Source organism: Serratia sp. CY31944 (assembly GCF_052169175.1).
GTDB lineage: Bacteria > Pseudomonadota > Gammaproteobacteria > Enterobacterales > Enterobacteriaceae > Serratia > Serratia sarumanii.
In genome coordinates this window covers 30509-46675 of the sequence record NZ_JBJNLG010000009.1, presented here as the reverse complement: position 1 = coordinate 46675, position 16167 = coordinate 30509, and the positions used below count along the sequence as shown (strand labels likewise).

General features: G+C 57.7%; 17 protein-coding genes and 3 tRNA genes. 7 read left to right on the top strand and 13 right to left on the bottom strand.

Translation table 11 applies throughout. From position 1 onward, the window contains the following. Positions 1 to 2: 2 nt before the first annotated feature. Positions 3 to 419: a cysteine desulfuration protein SufE gene (sufE, locus tag ACJ8IN_RS11220; protein ID WP_033638363.1), complete on the top strand. Its 417-nt coding sequence runs from the start codon at positions 3 to 5 to the stop codon at positions 417 to 419. 297 nt (positions 420 to 716) lie between these two features. Further along, positions 717 to 1730 (top strand): L,D-transpeptidase family protein, encoded by a 1014-nt coding sequence (locus ACJ8IN_RS11215; RefSeq protein WP_033638364.1) that lies wholly within the window; start codon positions 717 to 719, stop codon positions 1728 to 1730. Positions 1731 to 1869: 139 nt separating this feature from the next. Here the strand turns inward: ACJ8IN_RS11215 and ACJ8IN_RS11210 are convergent, their stop codons facing one another. From ACJ8IN_RS11210 to ACJ8IN_RS11180, 7 genes are all read right to left on the bottom strand, one after another. Continuing rightward, entirely contained in the window at positions 1870 to 2106 is a 237-nt protein-coding gene (locus tag ACJ8IN_RS11210; RefSeq protein WP_004931354.1) for a major outer membrane lipoprotein, read from the bottom strand. 308 nt (positions 2107 to 2414) lie between these two features. Further along, entirely contained in the window at positions 2415 to 3827 is a 1413-nt protein-coding gene (gene pykF / locus ACJ8IN_RS11205; protein ID WP_033638367.1) for a pyruvate kinase PykF, read from the bottom strand. 393 nt (positions 3828 to 4220) lie between these two features. Continuing rightward, positions 4221 to 4526: a cupin gene (locus ACJ8IN_RS11200; protein ID WP_041034891.1), complete on the bottom strand. Its 306-nt coding sequence runs from the start codon at positions 4524 to 4526 to the stop codon at positions 4221 to 4223. A gap of 110 nt (positions 4527 to 4636) precedes the next feature. After that, a tRNA-Val gene (locus ACJ8IN_RS11195) sits at positions 4637 to 4713 on the bottom strand. A 20-nt stretch (positions 4714 to 4733) separates the two neighbouring features. After that, positions 4734 to 4810, bottom strand: a tRNA-Val gene (locus tag ACJ8IN_RS11190). A 20-nt stretch (positions 4811 to 4830) separates the two neighbouring features. After that, a tRNA-Val gene (locus tag ACJ8IN_RS11185) sits at positions 4831 to 4907 on the bottom strand. Between the two features lie 181 nt (positions 4908 to 5088). Next, positions 5089 to 6465 carry an MATE family efflux transporter gene (locus ACJ8IN_RS11180; protein WP_033638369.1) on the bottom strand — a complete coding sequence of 459 codons (1377 nt, stop codon included), beginning with the start codon at positions 6463 to 6465 and terminating at the stop codon, positions 5089 to 5091. A gap of 239 nt (positions 6466 to 6704) precedes the next feature. Between ACJ8IN_RS11180 and ACJ8IN_RS11175 the strand changes: the two genes are divergently transcribed. Together ACJ8IN_RS11175 and ACJ8IN_RS11170 are read left to right on the top strand one after the other, a co-directional pair. Continuing rightward, positions 6705 to 7355: a riboflavin synthase subunit alpha gene (locus ACJ8IN_RS11175; protein WP_161764668.1), complete on the top strand. Its 651-nt coding sequence runs from the start codon at positions 6705 to 6707 to the stop codon at positions 7353 to 7355. Between the two features lie 54 nt (positions 7356 to 7409). Beyond that, the gene (locus ACJ8IN_RS11170) at positions 7410 to 7703 is read left to right on the top strand and encodes an I78 family peptidase inhibitor (protein ID WP_016927929.1); all 294 of its coding nucleotides are present in this window, start codon (positions 7410 to 7412) and stop codon (positions 7701 to 7703) included. Positions 7704 to 7775: 72 nt separating this feature from the next. Here ACJ8IN_RS11170 and cfa read toward each other — a convergent pair whose 3' ends face one another. Beyond that, complete coding sequence (gene cfa / locus ACJ8IN_RS11165; protein WP_033638372.1) at positions 7776 to 8927, bottom strand: cyclopropane fatty acyl phospholipid synthase; 1152 nt, start codon at positions 8925 to 8927, stop codon at positions 7776 to 7778. Between the two features lie 338 nt (positions 8928 to 9265). Beyond that, positions 9266 to 10477 carry a purine nucleoside transporter PunC gene (punC, locus tag ACJ8IN_RS11160; protein ID WP_047567759.1) on the bottom strand — a complete coding sequence of 404 codons (1212 nt, stop codon included), beginning with the start codon at positions 10475 to 10477 and terminating at the stop codon, positions 9266 to 9268. Between the two features lie 123 nt (positions 10478 to 10600). Here punC and punR point away from each other — a divergent pair, with 123 nt between their 5' ends. Then, positions 10601 to 11545: a DNA-binding transcriptional activator PunR gene (gene punR / locus ACJ8IN_RS11155; RefSeq protein ID WP_047567756.1), complete on the top strand. Its 945-nt coding sequence runs from the start codon at positions 10601 to 10603 to the stop codon at positions 11543 to 11545. Here the strand turns inward: punR and purR are convergent. Continuing rightward, positions 11542 to 12567 (bottom strand): HTH-type transcriptional repressor PurR, encoded by a 1026-nt coding sequence (gene purR / locus ACJ8IN_RS11150; RefSeq protein ID WP_033638375.1) that lies wholly within the window; start codon positions 12565 to 12567, stop codon positions 11542 to 11544. The two genes, punR and purR, sit on opposite strands and share 4 nt — an antisense overlap. A gap of 324 nt (positions 12568 to 12891) precedes the next feature. On the opposite strand from purR, the gene cydH reads away from it, so the two are divergent. Then, positions 12892 to 12981: a cytochrome bd-I oxidase subunit CydH gene (gene cydH, locus ACJ8IN_RS11145; RefSeq protein WP_019455989.1), complete on the top strand. Its 90-nt coding sequence runs from the start codon at positions 12892 to 12894 to the stop codon at positions 12979 to 12981. Positions 12982 to 13042: 61 nt separating this feature from the next. Here cydH and sodB read toward each other — a convergent pair whose 3' ends face one another. Next, positions 13043 to 13621, bottom strand: coding sequence for a superoxide dismutase [Fe] (gene sodB / locus ACJ8IN_RS11140; protein ID WP_004931333.1), 579 nt, complete (start codon positions 13619 to 13621; stop codon positions 13043 to 13045). A 199-nt stretch (positions 13622 to 13820) separates the two neighbouring features. Further along, positions 13821 to 14639: a C40 family peptidase gene (locus tag ACJ8IN_RS11135; protein ID WP_033638376.1), complete on the bottom strand. Its 819-nt coding sequence runs from the start codon at positions 14637 to 14639 to the stop codon at positions 13821 to 13823. 416 nt (positions 14640 to 15055) lie between these two features. Here ACJ8IN_RS11135 and ACJ8IN_RS11130 point away from each other — a divergent pair, with 416 nt between their 5' ends. Further along, positions 15056 to 15403 carry a Grx4 family monothiol glutaredoxin gene (locus ACJ8IN_RS11130; protein WP_004931329.1) on the top strand — a complete coding sequence of 116 codons (348 nt, stop codon included), beginning with the start codon at positions 15056 to 15058 and terminating at the stop codon, positions 15401 to 15403. A 68-nt stretch (positions 15404 to 15471) separates the two neighbouring features. Here the strand turns inward: ACJ8IN_RS11130 and rnt are convergent, their stop codons facing one another. Further along, entirely contained in the window at positions 15472 to 16155 is a 684-nt protein-coding gene (gene rnt / locus ACJ8IN_RS11125) for a ribonuclease T (protein ID WP_016927925.1), read from the bottom strand. Positions 16156 to 16167: the final 12 nt, after the last annotated feature.

The window sequence follows — 16167 nt, the reverse complement described above, 5'->3', positions numbered from 1 at the left end:
CCATGGCGAATTTGCCGGACAAAGATAAATTGGTGCGTAATTTCTCCCGCTGTTTGAACTGGGAGGAGAAATACCTGTACGTGATTGAACTCGGCGCCAAATTGCCGCCGCTGGACGAGGCCGAGCGGCAGGCCGGCAACCTGATTTCCGGCTGTCAGAGCCAGGTATGGATCGTGATGCGCCGTGATGAGCAGGGGCAGGTCGAGTTTCACGGCGACAGCGACGCGGCGATCGTCAAAGGGCTGCTGGCGGTGGTGTTTATTCTTTATCGTCAATTGACGCCACAGCAGATCGTCGATCTCGATGTGCGGCCGTTTTTCGGCGAGCTGGCGCTCAGCCAACATCTGACGCCTTCGCGTTCACAGGGGTTGGAAGCGATGATCCGCGCCATTCGCAGCAAAGCGGCGCAGCTGGCCTGACCCATAACGCCCGCATCCTCAAGGCTCATTGATACCTTCGCTTTGTCAATGAGTCTTTACAATCCGCAGTTTTCCTCCCGGCAATGCTCCCAATTCAGTGATATTTCAGCAGCTTACCTATTGACGTTTCGTTGACAATCAGCGGCGGCGATTACGTTATAACGTGTTGATTTTTAGAGGACTTATTGCCTTTGATACCAGCGTTGCTAGTATTAATCAGGTATTGTCTGATTTACCCACCGCCGGGCGCTCGTTAGCCTTGGGGGCGAACCGTCATAAAAAAATATAGGGATGATAATGAAACGTGCGTTGAGTTTAATGGGCATGGTCTTCGCCACCGTATTGGCCGGCACGCAGGCCGCCAGTGCGACCGAGTACCCGCTGCCGCCGCCGGACAGCCGTCTGATCGGTGAAAACACCACTTATACCGTGCCAAACGACGGCCGTCCGCTGGAGGCGATCGCCGCCGACTACAAGATCGGCCTGCTGGGTATGCTGGAAGCCAATCCCGGCACTGACCCGTTCCTGCCCAAACCGGGTTCGGTGCTGACCATTCCGACCCAAATGCTGCTGCCTGACACCAAGCGTGAAGGGATCATCGTCAACCTGGCCGAGCTGCGTCTTTACTACTACCCGAAAGGCGAGAACAAAGTGATCGTCTATCCGATCGGTATCGGCCAGACCGGGATGCACACGCCGCTGGAGGTGACCTCCGTCAGCCAGAAGATCCCTAACCCGACCTGGACGCCAACCGCCAATATCCGCAAACGCTATCAGTCCCAGGGCGTGACGCTGCCAGCGGTGGTGCCGGCCGGCCCTGAGAACCCGATGGGGTTGTTCGCCCTGCGTCTGGCGATGGGGCGCGGTGAATACCTGATCCACGGCACCAACGCCAACTTCGGTATCGGCATGCGCGTCAGCTCCGGCTGCATTCGTCTGCGTCCGACGGATATCGAAGCGCTGTTCAATCAGGTGCCGCGCGGTACGCGGGTGCAGGTGATCAACGATCCGGTGAAGATTTCGGTTGAGCCGGACGGCAAACGCTATGTGGAAGTGCATCAGCCGCTGTCGCGGGTAGAAAGCGACGATCCGCAGACCATGCCGATTGCGTTGTCTAAAGCGGAGAAAGCCTTCGCTGCGGATGCTCAGACCGATCGCGCCGTGTTCGATAGCGCGGTTGTACGCCGTTCTGGCATGCCGGTGCTGGTCAACGTAGGGGAGAGCCCGTCGGCGGTGAGTTTGACGCCTGCAGCGACGCCTGAGGCGAATAAGAGCCCATTCAAGGCAGCGCCAATCAGTTCCGTGAACTAAGTTTGCAGGATTGTGTGGTCGAAGAGGGGTTCAGCGTGCTGAGCCTCTTTTTTTGCCTGCGGTGCAGGAAAAACCAGTCCAAGGGACAGGCAAAAAAAACGGCGCACAATGTGCGCCGTTTTCAATAACCAAAGCTATCTTACTTTTTGTAAGCGTGAGCTTGGTTGTCCAGACGCTGGTTAGCGCGTGCTGCGTCGTCTTTAGCAGCTTGAACGTCAGAACGCATTGCGTTCACGTCGTTGCTCAGCTGATCAACTTTAGCGTTCAGAGTCTGAACGTCAGAAGACAGTTGATCGATTTTAGCGTTGCTAGAGCAGCCAGCCAGCAGAGTGGAACCCAGGATTACCGCGCCCAGTACCAGTTTAGTACGATTCATTATAACACCCTCTAGATTGAGTTAATCTCCATGTAGCGTTACAAGTATTACACAAACTTTTTTCGAAAGAGAATAATTTTTTAGTGTTGAGGTGCTTTATTTTGATCGTTCGCTCAAACTTGCATCTGGTTTTACAAATTAGTTAAAAAAACGAGGGAAAACAGCCGGCTTCCATGGGACTACTCCGATTCTTTATTAGCTAAATAATGAGCGGATCGCGGTTGCGTTTTGAGAAAAATAGTTTACTGCCGATAAAAAAAACGCCGCAAAGCGGCGTTTTGATCAAGGCAATTATGTCACGTTTTATATTACAGCACGTGTACCGAGGCAGTGTTGGTGGTGCCGCTCGGCACCAGCGCGCCGGAAACCATCACCACGACGTCGCCTTTCTGTGCCAGGCCGCTGGCCAGGGCGGCTTCTTTACCGATGCGGTAGAAGTCGTCGGTAGAGGCGATTTCCTTGACCATCTGCGGGATGACACCCTTGCTCAGCACCAGCTGGTGCGCGGTGGTTTCATTGGTGGTCAGCGCCAGGATCACCGCGTTCGGGAAGTATTTACGCACGGATTTCGCCGACTTGCCGCCGCTGGTGGCGACCACGATCAGCGGCGCGTCCAGTTTCTCGGCGGTTTCAACCGCACCGCGGCACACCGCTTCGGTGATGCGCAGCTTGCGGCGATCGTTCAGGGCGTCGATGCGGCTTGGCATCACGCGATCGGTACGCTCGCAGATGGTCGCCATGATGTTGACCGCTTCCAGCGGGTATTTGCCCTTGGCGCTCTCGCCGGACAGCATGACGGCATCGGTGCCGTCCAGGATGGCGTTGGCAACGTCGCCGGCTTCCGCGCGGGTAGGGCGCGGGTTCTTGATCATGGAATCGAGCATCTGGGTGGCGGTGATCACCACTTTACGCGCGCGGTTGCATTTCTCGATCATCATCTTCTGGGCGAAGATCACTTCTTCGACCGGGATCTCCACGCCCAAGTCGCCACGGGCAACCATGATGCCGTCGGACGCTTCGAGGATCTCGTCGAAGTTGTTCAGGCCTTCCTGGTTTTCGATCTTGGAGATGATCTGGATTTGCTCGCCGCCGTGGGCTTTCAGGTGTTCGCGGATCTCCAGCACGTCGGAGCGTTTACGGATGAAGGACGCCGCCACGAAGTCGACGCCTTGCTCGCAGCCGAAGATCAGGTCGCGTTTGTCTTTTTCGGCCAGCGCAGGCAGTTGGATGGATACGCCCGGCAGGTTGACGCCCTTGTTCTCGCCCAGGTCGCCGTTGTTCAGCACTTTACAAACGACTTCGTTCTCGGTCACGTTGGTGACTTCCATGCCGATCAGGCCGTCGTCAACCAGCACGGTATTGCCGATCTTCAGGTCGGCAGCGAAGCCGGCGTAGGTGACCGCCACGCGTTCGCTGTTGCCGATCACGCTCTGGTCGGTGGTGAAAGTGAAGGTTTGGCCGGCGACCAGCGAGGCGTCTTTGCCGCCTTCCAGTTTCATGGTGCGAATTTCCGGGCCTTTGGTATCCAGCAGGATGCCGGCGTTGATGCCGGTTTTCGCCATCACGGCGCGCATGTTCTTGATGCGGTTGCCGTGCTCTTCATAGTCGCCGTGAGAGAAGTTGAGACGCATCACGTTCATGCCCGCATTGAGCAGGTTGGTCAGCATTTCTTCCGATTCGGTTTTTGGACCGATGGTACAAACAATTTTGGTCTTTTTCATGGCGGAGTTTTCTACAAGTTGTGATGGATAAAAAAACGAATTTGACCGGCGCGGTTTACGCCGGTAGGGAATTTGGGCCGTGCCTGGTGGTGAAAAACATAGTTAAGGATAGGTGACGACAGTTGAAGTGGGGCGGAAAAATTCAGCCCGCGCGGGGGCGCGGGGATGCTGCGCAACGGGGTAAGATCACATCGTGTTGTTATTGCGTTTTCGCAGATCAAGGGCTGAAACCATTCAACTGATAGACGTTGCGCATTATAAAGGCTAAGCGGCGGGAAACAAAATAAAAAACCGCGGCGGTGCGGCGGATATAGCAAAACGGGGCCAAATGTGGCGCAAATGCAACGCGTTGTGGGCCGCTTGTTGCGCAAATAACCTTTCTGTAAATATGGCTTACCGCGTTAGGGGGATTTCCAGCAGCACACCGGCGCTCAGGCAGAAGCAGCCGCTGGCGACGTTGGCCGGTAATATCAGGCTCTCGCCGGCCCGCACCACTCGCGTATCGCCGCCGAGAGTGAACTCGAATTCACCGGATATCACTCGGGTTTGCAGCGCGTGCGGGGGCTTTTGCAACTGGCCGAAGGCGCCGGCCTCGAAACGCACTTCCGCCGCCGGCGAACCGTCGCTCATCACGCCTTCACGGCGGGCAAGGCCATTGTCGAGCGGCAAAAAGGCGGTTTTGGCGGTAAAAATGGTCATGTGGCGTTCCTGATGACGGTAGCACGGCGCGATCGACATAACGAGCAGGCGGTCGGGCAGAGACGAAATAACGGGAAGTATAACGCGACAAGGGAGGTGAATCAGCAATATGGTGCGTCCGAGTGGACTCGAACCACCGACCCCCACCATGTCAAGGTGGTGCTCTAACCAACTGAGCTACGGACGCACTGCGCTGCTTCTGAAATTTGGTGCGTCCGAGTGGACTCGAACCACCGACCCCCACCATGTCAAGGTGGTGCTCTAACCAACTGAGCTACGGACGCACTGTACTGCTTCAGGAATTTGGTGCGTCCGAGTGGACTCGAACCACCGACCCCCACCATGTCAAGGTGGTGCTCTAACCAACTGAGCTACGGACGCATCTTTTCCTGTCTGTCATGGCTGACAGCGGGGACGAATATTAACGAGCTACCCGCGTGCTGGCAAGGGGAAAAGCGCAATTTTATTTGGTATTTCACGCGATTGCTGAGGTTGTGCGCAGTCCGGCGTTTTTTTCCGCAAACCGCAGCCCGGCCGGGGATGAAACCGGCCGGGAGCGGATTCAGCGCGTGGATCGCTGCAGGATGACGGTGGTCGGCTGTTTCTGCAGCCAGCGCATGCGCAGCGCCATCATGATGGCGGCGAAGGTCAGGCCGATGATAAAGCCGATCCAGAAACCGCTCGGCCCCATCGCCGGCACCACCGCGTCGGTTAACGCCAGCAGATAGCCGCTCGGCAGGCCCAACACCCAATAAGCAATGAAGGTGATGAAGAAGATCGCGCGGGTATCTTTATAACCACGCAGCACGCCGCTGCCGATCACCTGAACAGAATCCGAGATCTGGTACAGCGCCGCCAGCAGCATCAGCTGCGAGGCCATCGCCACCACCGCCGGGCTGTCGTTGTATAGCAGGGCGATCGGTTCGCGGAAGGCGGCGGTAAACAGCGCGGTGCAGACGGCCATGGTGATGCCGACGCCGATGGCGGAGTAGGCGGCAACGCGCGCGCCTTCGACCGAGCCTTCCCCCAGACGATAACCGACGCGGATGGTGGCGCCGACGCCCAGCGACAGCGGCAGTACGAACATCAGCGCGCTGAAGTTAAGCGCGATCTGGTGGCCGGCGACCGCGACGATCCCCAGTGGCGACACCAGCAGCGCCACCACGGCGAACAGCGTGACTTCGAAGAACAGCGCCAGCGCCACCGGCATGCCGATGCCGATCAGGCGTTTCAGCGCCGCCCAGTCCGGGCCGCCGAGATCGCCGGTTTGGCGTTTGATGTCGCGCTGCGACGGCGCGCGCTTCACGTACCCGCGCATCATCAGGAACATGATCCAGTAGACGCTGCCGGTGGCGACGCCGCAGCCGACGCCGCCTAGCTCCGGCATGCCGAATTTGCCGTAGATGAAGATGTAGTTGATCGGGATATTCACCAGCAGGCCGAGGAAGCCGATCACCATGCCGGGCTTGGTTTTGGACAGCCCCTCGCACTGGTTGCGCATCACCTGGAAGAACAGGTAACCCGGCGCCCCCCACATGATGGCGTGCAGATAACCGACGGCTTTATCCGCCAGCTGCGGATCGATGTTGTGCATCATGTCGATGACGAACTTGCAGTTATACAGCACGACGATCAGCAGCACGGACACGCCGGAAGCCAGCCAAAAGCCCTGGCGCACCTGGTGAGCGATGCGATCGCGACGCCCGGCGCCGTTGAGCTGGGCGATAACCGGGGTCAGCGCCAGCAGCAGGCCGTGGCCGAACAGGATGGCCGGCAGCCAGATTGAAGTGCCGACCGCAACCGCCGCCATGTCGGTGGCGCTGTAAGCGCCGGCCATGATGGTATCCACCACGCCCATGGCGGTTTGCGATATTTGCGCGATGATGACCGGGATAGCGAGAGCCAATAAACTACGCGCTTCAATTAAGTACTTCTGCACGCATACACCTTTTCTATTTATATATGTGGGAGGGAGGGCTGCCGCGAGAGGACAACAATTAAAATAGCGGAATTTTGTCAAAAAGATTGTACCTGCTCGGCGTCGTTAAGCAAACGCCGCAGATAAATAGTTATTAAATGCGCAGCCATTCGTTTTTTGCCGTCGCGGATTTGGTTTTCAGCGCCAACTGGGGCAAACTGCCGATAGCGTTTTAACCTATTTAGCAAGAAGAGGCACATATGTTCACCGGTATCGTACAAGGCACCGCGCCGCTGGTCGCCATTGATGAGAAACCCAATTTCCGCACCCACGTGATCGAAATGCCTGCCGAGCTGCTGCCGGGGCTGGAGCTGGGCGCGTCGGTGGCCCATAACGGCTGCTGCCTGACCGTCACCGCGGTGGAAGGCAACCGCGTCAGCTTCGATTTGATTAAGGAAACGCTGCGCCTGACCAACCTCGGCGATCTGGCGCTGGGCGACATCGTCAATATCGAGCGCGCGGCGAAGTTCAATGACGAAATTGGCGGCCATTTGATGTCCGGCCATATTATCTGCACGGCGGAAGTGGCCAAGATTTATACCTCGGAAAATAACCGGCAGGTATGGCTGCGCATGCCGAATGCCGAATTGATGAAATATGTGCTGCACAAAGGCTTCATCGGCATCGACGGCATTAGCCTGACCATCGGCGAAGTGGTGAATAACCGTTTCTGCGTGCACCTGATCCCGGAAACGCTGGATCGCACCACGCTGGGTAAGAAACGCCTGGGTGATAAGGTGAACATCGAGATCGATCCGCAAACGCAGGCGGTGGTGGATACCGTCGAGCGCGTGCTGGCCAATCGGGAAGCGGCGCTGGCGGCGGCAATGGCGTCGGCGCACAAAGACTGACAGCGATTCGGGCGTTGCCGCCGGAATCGAATCATAAGCAGAGAGGAGAAACGCGTGAAGTTTTATGGGAAAACGTTGTTGTTAACCGCGTTGCTGGCGCTGAGCGCCTGCAGCAGTTCGCCTGAGCAGGGCGCGGGCGCGCAAATGGCCGATGCGGATGATACCTGCGGCGCTTCGCAGTATCAAAACTTCGTCGGCAAACCGATGACCTCGCTGGAAGGCGTGCGGATCGACGCCAAGGTGCGCGCCATTCCGTACAACTCTGCCGTCACCATGGATTTCAACCTGCGCCGCCTGAACTTCCTTGGCGACAGCGACGATAAAATCATCCGCGTCTACTGCGGCTAAGCCGTACGCGTCGAACGAGCAAAAAAAGGCCCCGGCGATATTGCTGCCGGGGCTTTTTTGTCGGGCAAGCGCCTAGCGGGCGACGCGGATGCCGCCTTCAACGCCTTTCGGGCTGAACACCACCTGCCACAGCTGCAGATCGCGCGCCCGGAACGCGCCGGCGCAGGCGTTCAGGTAATAGCTGAACATCCGCTCGAAGCGTTCGGAATAGCGCGGGGCAAGCTGCGGCCACGCCTGTTTGAAGCGCTCGAACCAGGCCATCAGCGTGCGGTCGTAGTCGGCGCCGATGTTGTGCCAGTCTTCCATCACGAAATGGCCCTCGCTGGCTTCGGCGATATGGCTCACTGAAGGCAGGCAGCCGTTCGGGAAAATGTACTTGTTGATCCACGGATCGACGTTCATGTCGGTTTTGTTGGAGCCGATGGTGTGCAGCAGGAACAGACCGTGCGGCGCCAGATTGCGTTCTACCACATTGAAATAGGTGCGGTAGTTTTTCGGCCCGACGTGCTCGAACATGCCGACGGACACGATGCGATCGAACTGCTGATGCAGATCGCGGTAATCCTGCAGCAGGATCTGCACATCCAGCCCGGCGCAGCGCGCCTGAGCCAGCTTCTGCTGTTCTGCGGAGATGGTCACGCCGACCACCGATACGCCGTAATTTTTCGCCGCATAGGCGGAGAGGCCGCCCCAGCCGCAGCCGATGTCCAGTAAGCGCATGCCCGGTTGCAGCTGCAGTTTCTCGCAGATCATCCGCAGCTTGGCTTCCTGTGCCTCCTCCAGCGTGGTGGCGTCTTTCCAGTAGCCGCAGGAATATTGCATGTAAGGATCGAGCATCAGGGTAAACAGATCGTTGCCGAGATCGTAATGTTCTTTGCCGACGATCCAGGCGCGCTTTTTCGATTGCAGATTGGTCAGGCGCGCGGCGGCGATACGCAGGGTATCTTTCAGGTGGTGGGGGAGTTTCTTCTCCAGCCCGGCGCTGACCACGCGCTGGAAGAACATATCCAGCCGCTCGCATTCCCACCAGCCGTCCATATAGCTTTCGCCCAGGCCCAGCGAACCTTGCTGCAAGACGCGTTTAAAGAAATCGGGGTTTTTAACCTGAATATCGAAGGGGCGCGAACCGTTGATTTCAATGCCGGCCAGGCCGAGCATTTCGTGCGCGATACGGTACCACTGATTGTCCTGGATGCTCAGATCTTCTATACACGATGAACTCATAGCTTCTCCATCACCTTCTTCTGACTGATGACCCGTTAGGAAACAGCTTAGACAATTTCTTCGGGTGCATACGTTTACCGGCGGAAAATAGGCCCGCGGCGTCTGATATCCGACTATGAACAGAGGAAAGAAGCGACCCGGCGCGAACGGCGCGGGATAAACGCTTCCTTAAAAAAAGAGTGTGACGCAAAGCGCGTACACAAGCGCTAATTGAGATATAGAGATTATAAGGTGTTACTTTACAAGGTTGTTTTTGAGTATAGGCGTGCCGAGGCGTTGACTCAACTGTAAATCGCACTCGGCACGCATATTCTTTAAGTGATTATTAAACTTGGCAATTATGACGCTGAGTTAGCATGTTCCCGCTGCGGCTTTTGCTGCGCATCGGCCGCTTTTCCCCGCTGCAGGAAATACCCCAGCGCGGCCAGGATTACCGTAGACACCATCACCGTCACCGTCGCCAACAGCGGCTGGGCAATAAACGCCGACACCAGCATGCTCGCCACAAAGCACAGCCCCAGCTGCAGCGTATTTTGCAGCGCGGCGGCCTTGCCGCTGCTTTCCGGGAACGGCATCAGCGCATTCGCCACCATGATCGGGTAGCCGGCGCCGTTGACCAGCGCCATCACGCAGAATGGGATCAGCAGCGTAGTGAGCGTCGGATCGGTCAGGGTGGCCACCAGATACAGCGCCACCATGCTGACACCATAAGCTACCAGCAGCCACGGCAGCAGGGTTTTGCCATTGATGCGCTTGAGTGCGGCGCGGCAGCCGTAGCCACCCAGCAGGAAGGCCAGCGTTTGCGGCACATAGCTCAGGCCGATATCGCTCGGGCTGTAGCCCATATCACCGAGGATGAACGGCGAGCCGGTCAGCCAAGCGAAGAAGCCGGCCGAGCAGGCGGCGTACATGGCGACGTTGCCGCTGAACACCGGGGATCTCAACAGTTGCCAAAAGCTGACGCCGTTTTTTGGCGCATCGGGGCTGGGCTGCGTTTTGGCGCGCTCTTTGAGCAGCAGCGTCGGCAGCAGCAGCAGCGCGGTGATGGCCAACAGTGCGGCGAAGATCGCGCGCCAGCTGGCGTGGTTCAGCAACCAGGCGCCGAGCAGCGGTGCCAGCGCCGGCGACAGCGCTACCAGCGGCATAATGGTGGCGAACACGCGGTTGGCCTGGCCTTCGCGGTAACGGTCAACCACCAGCGCTTGCCAGATGGCGGCGGCGGCGCAGACGCCGACGGCCTGAATAAAGCGCAGGATCCAGAGCTGCACGGCGTTTTCCACCCACAGCATGCCCAGGCAGCCGAGGGCGAACAGCGTCAGCCCGATCAATAATACCGGTTTGCGGCCCAGACGGTCGGAGAGCGGCCCCCACAGCAGCTGCGCGAAGGCGAAGCCGGCCAGGAAGATGCTCAGGCTGGCGCTCACCGCGCCGGCGGAAATTTGCAGTTCTTCCCGCATGGCGCCGAAGGCGGGCAGGTACATATCGGTCGCCAGATAACCCAGCATGCTCAGGCCGGCGAGGTAGAACATAAAGCCAAAGGAATTTCGCATGGTATTTCTCGTTAATATTTTAATGTCGCAGGTTTTTAGCGCCGGCCAGTGTATCCGGCTGGATCTCTGCTTGTGAAACGGTAATATTTGCAAAGTGCTGTTAAAAAAATTGAAGGCAAGGCGATGTGGTCTGAATATTCTCTTGAAGTGGTCGATGCGGTGGCGCGCACCGGCAGTTTCAGCGCGGCGGCGCAGGAGCTGCACCGGGTGCCGTCGGCGGTCAGCTATACCGTACGGCAGCTGGAGCAATGGCTGGCGGTGCCGCTGTTTGAGCGGCGTCATCGCGATGTGGAGTTGACGCCCGCCGGTGCGCTGTTTATCAAAGATGCGCGAGTTGTTATCAAAAAAATGCTCGACACCCGCCGCCACTGTCAGCAGGTGGCCAACGGGTGGCGCGGCCAGCTGAATATTGCGGTCGACATCATCGTCAAACCGCAGCGCAGCCGCCAACTGGTGCTGGATTTCTACCGTCATTTCCCCGACGTCGAATTGATGCTGCAACCCGAGGTGTTCAACGGCGTGTGGGATGCCTTGGTGGACGGCAGGGCGGACATGGCGATCGGCGCCACGCGAGCGGTGCCGGTCGGCGGCGGCTTCGCCTTCCGCGACATGGGTTATATGAACTGGCTGTGCGTGGTGAGCCCGCAACATCCTCTCGCGCAGTTGACGGGGCCGCTGAATGACGATCAGCTGCGGCCGTACCCTTCGCTTTGCCTGGAGGACACCTCGCGCAATCTGCCCAAGCGCGTCACCTGGACGCTGGATAACCAGCGGCGGCTGGTGGTGCCGGATTGGACTTCGGCGCTCGACTGTCTGTGCGCCGGGCTGTGCGTCGGCATGATGCCGGCGCATCGGGCGCTGCCGCGGGTGCAGCGCGGTGAGCTGACGGCGTTGCAGCTGCAGCAGCCGTTTCCCGCCAGCCCTTGCTGCCTGACCTGGCAGCAGGATAAACCGTCACCGGCGATGAGCTGGCTGCTGGCGTATCTGGGCGATGGGGAGACGCTGAATCAGGAGTGGCTGAGCGAGGTGGAACCGGAAGCCGCGCAGGCTTCCGGCGCGGGGGATTAGCGGCGGTAGTCGATGAATGGGCCGTCGGCGACCGAGCGGCGTTCGATCAGCTTCGGATGCACTTCGATCACCTGCGACTCTTCGCGTTTGCTGATAATGCGATCCAGCAGCATGGTGAAGGCCATTTCGCCCAGACGCTCTTTCGGCTGGTGAATGGTGGTCAGCGCCGGGGTGAAGTAGCGGGCGTTGCGCACGTTGTCATAGCCGATCACGGAAATATCCTGCGGCACCCGCAGCCCCAGCTCGTCGGCCGCGCAGATGGCGCCCATCGCCATGATATCGCCGCCGCAGAATACCGCGGTAGGCCGCTGTTTTTGCGACAGGATTTGGTGCATCGCCTTGTAGCCGGACTCCGGTTCGAAGTCACCCTGGACGATCCACTCTTCGCGAATGTCGATATGCGCTTCCTGCAGCGCCTTCATAAAGCCCTGGTGACGGCCGCCGCCGGTGTTGCGCGACAGCTGGCCCGGAATGGCGCCGATATCGCGGTGGCCGCGCTCGATCAGGTAACGGCCGGCCAGATAGCCGCCTTCGAACGCGTTATCGATGATGGTGTCGGTGAAGTCGCCGCGCGCGGCGCCCCAGTCCATCACCACCATCGGGATGTTGCGGTAATCTTCCAGCATGCCCAGCAGCTGATCCGGGTACTCGGAGCACATGACCAGCAGGCCGTCGACGCGCTTTTGCGCCAGCATCGCCAGGTAGGCGCGTTGCTTGTCCAGATTGTTGTGCGAGTTGCACAGGATCAGGGTGTAGCCCTTGCTGTAGCAGCTGTTTTCCACCGCCTCGATCACTTCTGCGAAGTAGGGCGCTTCGCTCGAGGTGGCCAGCAGGCCGATCGACTTGGTGTGATTGACTTTCAGGCTGCGCGCCACGGCGCTCGGCGAGTAGTGCAGCTCTTTGATGGCGGCCCACACGGCCGCTTTGGTCTCTTCGGCGACGAAACGAGTCTTATTGATGACGTGCGAAACGGTGGTGGTGGAAACGCCCGCGCGTTTGGCCACATCTTTAATCGTTGCCATGTAAGGAATGACTCCTGAACTCACATGTTTACAGCATGTAAGTGTGATGTTAATCGTTTGCCTACGTAGATCCTTCTCCAGAGAAGCGAAAACTGAGTTTTTAGTGTGTTGAAGTCTTCAGCGCTTAATCAGGAGGGGCATGGATGCCGGTACGCAGTTGTGAACTGCGAATTTTGTCGCATATTGAACAAAAGTGGAAGAGGTAATCGAGATTATAAACCGGGAAATGATAACAAGATTTTATCGGCGAACTGTGGGAAAATGATTTGACGTACTAATTGTACGCCTTTTATCCTTAGGAAAGCCCATTTTAAAGGAGTTGTCATGGATACCGAATTGAAGATGTCGCTGTTCACCACCGTCTGCGCCTTGGCGGTCATTATCGCTTTCAGCTTCGTTGCCGCGTTGAACTGATTTACCCCCGGTTATAAAAAAGGCGCAGCCTGGCTGCGCCTCATCACCTCAGAACCTGCGCTTACGCCAGGTTTTCCGCTGCGAAGGTCCAGTTGACCAACGCCCAGAAATTTTCCAGGTATTTTGGACGCGCATTGCGGTAATCGATGTAATACGCGTGTTCCCACACGTCAACGGTCAGCAGCGGTTTGTCTTCACCGGTCAGCGGGGTGGCCGCGTTGGAGGTGTTGACGATCGCCAGCGCGCCGTCCGGTTTTTTCACCAGCCAGGTCCAACCGGCGCCGAAGTTTTTCACTGCGGCATCGGTAAACTGCTCTTTGAACGCAGCGAAAGAGCCGAAGGATTTGACGATCGCCGCCGCCAGTTCGCCCTGCGGTTCACCGCCGCCCTGTGGCGACAGGCAGTGCCAGTAGAAGGTGTGGTTCCACACCTGCGCGGCGTTGTTGAAGACGCCGCCGTTTGAGGTCTTGATGATCTCTTCGAGCGATTTGCCCTCGAACTCGCTGCCTTTCACCAGGTTGTTCAGGTTAACCACGTAGGTGTTGTGGTGTTTGCCGTAGTGGTATTCCAGGGTCTCGGCGGAGATGTGCGGCTCGAGCGCGTTTTTCTCATACGGTAATGCAGGTAATTCAAACGACATTGCTTCCTCCTTTACAGCGCCACTCTTTTTCCGCCGGAGCGGGAGCCGAATGGGCCGTTTTTTATTGTGGTCTTTCAATCTTAACAATTTTCATCATAAAAAACAGGAAGAAAAGCGAGAAATGCGCGTGAGGCGGTGTGATGGGTGATAGCTTGAGCAGGCGGTTGCGACCGGGGCCGCAACCGCGCAGAGCAGGGAATTAACGAATGGTTTTCGGCGTTACTACGCGGCGCGCGCCGATGTAGTGGTTTTGCCAATAGTCGTTGTCGAGCTGGCTGATGCGGATCTCTTCGCCGGTGCGCGGCGACTGGATGAATTTGCCGTTGCCGAGATAAACGCCGACATGATCCGCCACGCCGCGGTTGTTGATGCGGAAGAACACCAGATCGCCGCTTTCCAGTTCGCTTTTCTTGATCGGCGCCGCGTCGCGCAGGTGGTACATCTCGTTAGCGGTACGCGGCATCTTGATTTTTACCACGTCTTTATAGGCGTAATAGATAAGGCCGCTGCAGTCGAAACCGGTGCGCGGCGAGCTGCCGCCCCAGCGGTAAGGTTTGCCCATCTGGCCCATCAGCTTGGCCATCGCGGTCTGCTTGGCGTGCTGGTAGCGTTTTTTGTGCGCCGGGCTGAGTTTCAACGGTTTTTCATCACGCGCCAGCTTGGCGGTGGCCATACCGGCTTCGCGGTGGCGGCCGTAGCCTTTTTTGTAGCCCTTTTTCGGCGGGGTGACTTTAATCTTGGCGGTTTTCTGAGCTTTGGCCTTGGGTTTGGCGCTGGCGATCTTTTTCGCGCTTTTCTCGCTTTTCGCCTTGGCGGTCTTGGTTTTTTTCGCGGGGGCCGTCACTTTGGCTTTTTTAGCGGTTTTGTCCGCTTTCTTTTTTCTGCGGTCATCGGGCCGTGCTTCATTGGCATGGCTTTTACGCTGCTCGGCGGCAACACGCGCCTGTGGCGCAGCGTGCGCCAAATTGAAGAAGAGCTGCGTAAACAGCAGCGCAAAGAGCGTAAGAATTAAACGCATGTCGACGTCACCAACCTTGGCCCCGAAACGGATATCGAAAGAGTTACAGTATTCCCGAATTTCGCCATATAAAACAGCGAAGAACTCATAAATAATAATCCATATTGTGAGAAAACGTTAATGACATTTTTTTTGGTTCAAAATCAGCCCGTTGGTGTATGAAAAAGCGCCGGCAGGGGGCTGTGGATATAATTAATCCGCGCCGTCACCGCCGCGCAATATATTAGTGAAATGGTCGGATTAAAAATGTTATTCTCAACGTATGTTTTGACCGGAATGACGTGGCCGGTGAAACGCGATCGGCGGCGGGTGAATATCCTTGCAAAAGATGGCGTTTTCTTGCGACTGTTCCAGCCGCTACAATAGCCCGCGTGATGCATGTTGTAGCCATGAAATGTGGCTTGAGGAAGCAATAAATGACGACGACACTTGAAAAAATTCAGCACCAGATCGCTGAAAACCCGATTCTGCTGTACATGAAAGGTTCGCCAAAGCTGCCGAGCTGCGGCTTCTCCGCACAGGCTGTGCAAGCGCTGTCCGCCTGCGGCGAGCGTTTCGCTTACGTGGACATTCTACAGAACCCGGACATCCGCGCCGAGCTGCCAAAATACGCCAACTGGCCGACGTTCCCGCAGCTGTGGGTAGACGGTGAGCTGGTCGGCGGTTGCGATATCATTATCGAAATGTATCAGCGCGGCGAACTGCAGCAGCTGATCAAAGAAACGGCAGAAAAGTATAAAGCGCAGGAAGACCAGCAGTCTTAATCGACGGGCTTGCGGTTATCGCGTAACGGGCGGCGCCAGTGCAAACTGGGCCGCCTTTTTCGTTGGGCTTATTCGGCGAGATCGCCGGCGGGCAGCGGCCAACCGCCGAGACGTTTCCAGCGGTTAACCAGCTCGCAAAACAGCAGGGCGGTTTGCTCGGTGTCGTACAGCGCAGAGTGCGCCTGGCTGCTGTCGAACGGCATTCCGGCCGCGATACAGGCCTTCGCCAACACCGTTTGGCCCAGCACCAGGCCGCTCAGCGCGGCGGTGTCGAAGGTAGCGAACGGATGGAACGGGTTGCGCTTCAGGCCGGCGCGTTCGGCCGCGGCCATCAGGAAGCTGTGATCGAAGTTGGCGTTGTGCGCCACGATAATGGCCCGGTTGCAACCGCGATCCTTGAGCCCTTTGCGCACCGCTTTGAAAATGGCGTGCAGCGCGTCATATTCGCTGACCGCGCCGCGCAGCGGGTTGTGCGGATCGATGCCGTTAAACGCCAGCGCTTCCGGCTGCAGGTTGGCGCCCTCGAAAGGCTCCACGTGGAAGTGCAGGGTCTCGTCCCGCTGCAGCCAGCCGTCCTCATCCATTTTCAGCGTGACGGCGGCGATCTCCAGCAGCGCATCGGTATTGGCGTTAAAGCCGGCGGTTTCAACATCTATTACTACGGGATAAAACCCACGAAAACGACCACTCAGGGCGTTAAGATCACTTTTCTCGGCCATCAGTTTCTTATCTTCATCGAATGCAGCGCGCATTATGGCAAATTT

Coding starts and splice junctions, on each gene's coding strand:
- pykF (WP_033638367.1), bottom strand. CDS start 3,827: ATGAAAAAGACCAAAATTGTTTGTACCATCGGTCCAAAAACCGAATCG.
- cfa (WP_033638372.1), bottom strand. CDS start 8,927: ATGAGTTCATCGTGTATAGAAGATCTGAGCATCCAGGACAATCAGTGG.
- cydH (WP_019455989.1), top strand. CDS start 12,892: ATGGATACCGAATTGAAGATGTCGCTGTTCACCACCGTCTGCGCCTTG.
- punC (WP_047567759.1), bottom strand. CDS start 10,477: ATGCGAAATTCCTTTGGCTTTATGTTCTACCTCGCCGGCCTGAGCATG.
- purR (WP_033638375.1), bottom strand. CDS start 12,567: ATGGCAACGATTAAAGATGTGGCCAAACGCGCGGGCGTTTCCACCACC.
- sodB (WP_004931333.1), bottom strand. CDS start 13,621: ATGTCGTTTGAATTACCTGCATTACCGTATGAGAAAAACGCGCTCGAG.
- sufE (WP_033638363.1), top strand. CDS start 3: ATGGCGAATTTGCCGGACAAAGATAAATTGGTGCGTAATTTCTCCCGC.
- ACJ8IN_RS11175 (WP_161764668.1), top strand. CDS start 6,705: ATGTTCACCGGTATCGTACAAGGCACCGCGCCGCTGGTCGCCATTGAT.
- ACJ8IN_RS11215 (WP_033638364.1), top strand. CDS start 717: ATGAAACGTGCGTTGAGTTTAATGGGCATGGTCTTCGCCACCGTATTG.
- ACJ8IN_RS11135 (WP_033638376.1), bottom strand. CDS start 14,639: ATGCGTTTAATTCTTACGCTCTTTGCGCTGCTGTTTACGCAGCTCTTC.
- ACJ8IN_RS11200 (WP_041034891.1), bottom strand. CDS start 4,526: ATGACCATTTTTACCGCCAAAACCGCCTTTTTGCCGCTCGACAATGGC.
- rnt (WP_016927925.1), bottom strand. CDS start 16,155: ATGCGCGCTGCATTCGATGAAGATAAGAAACTGATGGCCGAGAAAAGT.
- punR (WP_047567756.1), top strand. CDS start 10,601: ATGTGGTCTGAATATTCTCTTGAAGTGGTCGATGCGGTGGCGCGCACC.
- ACJ8IN_RS11130 (WP_004931329.1), top strand. CDS start 15,056: ATGACGACGACACTTGAAAAAATTCAGCACCAGATCGCTGAAAACCCG.
- ACJ8IN_RS11210 (WP_004931354.1), bottom strand. CDS start 2,106: ATGAATCGTACTAAACTGGTACTGGGCGCGGTAATCCTGGGTTCCACT.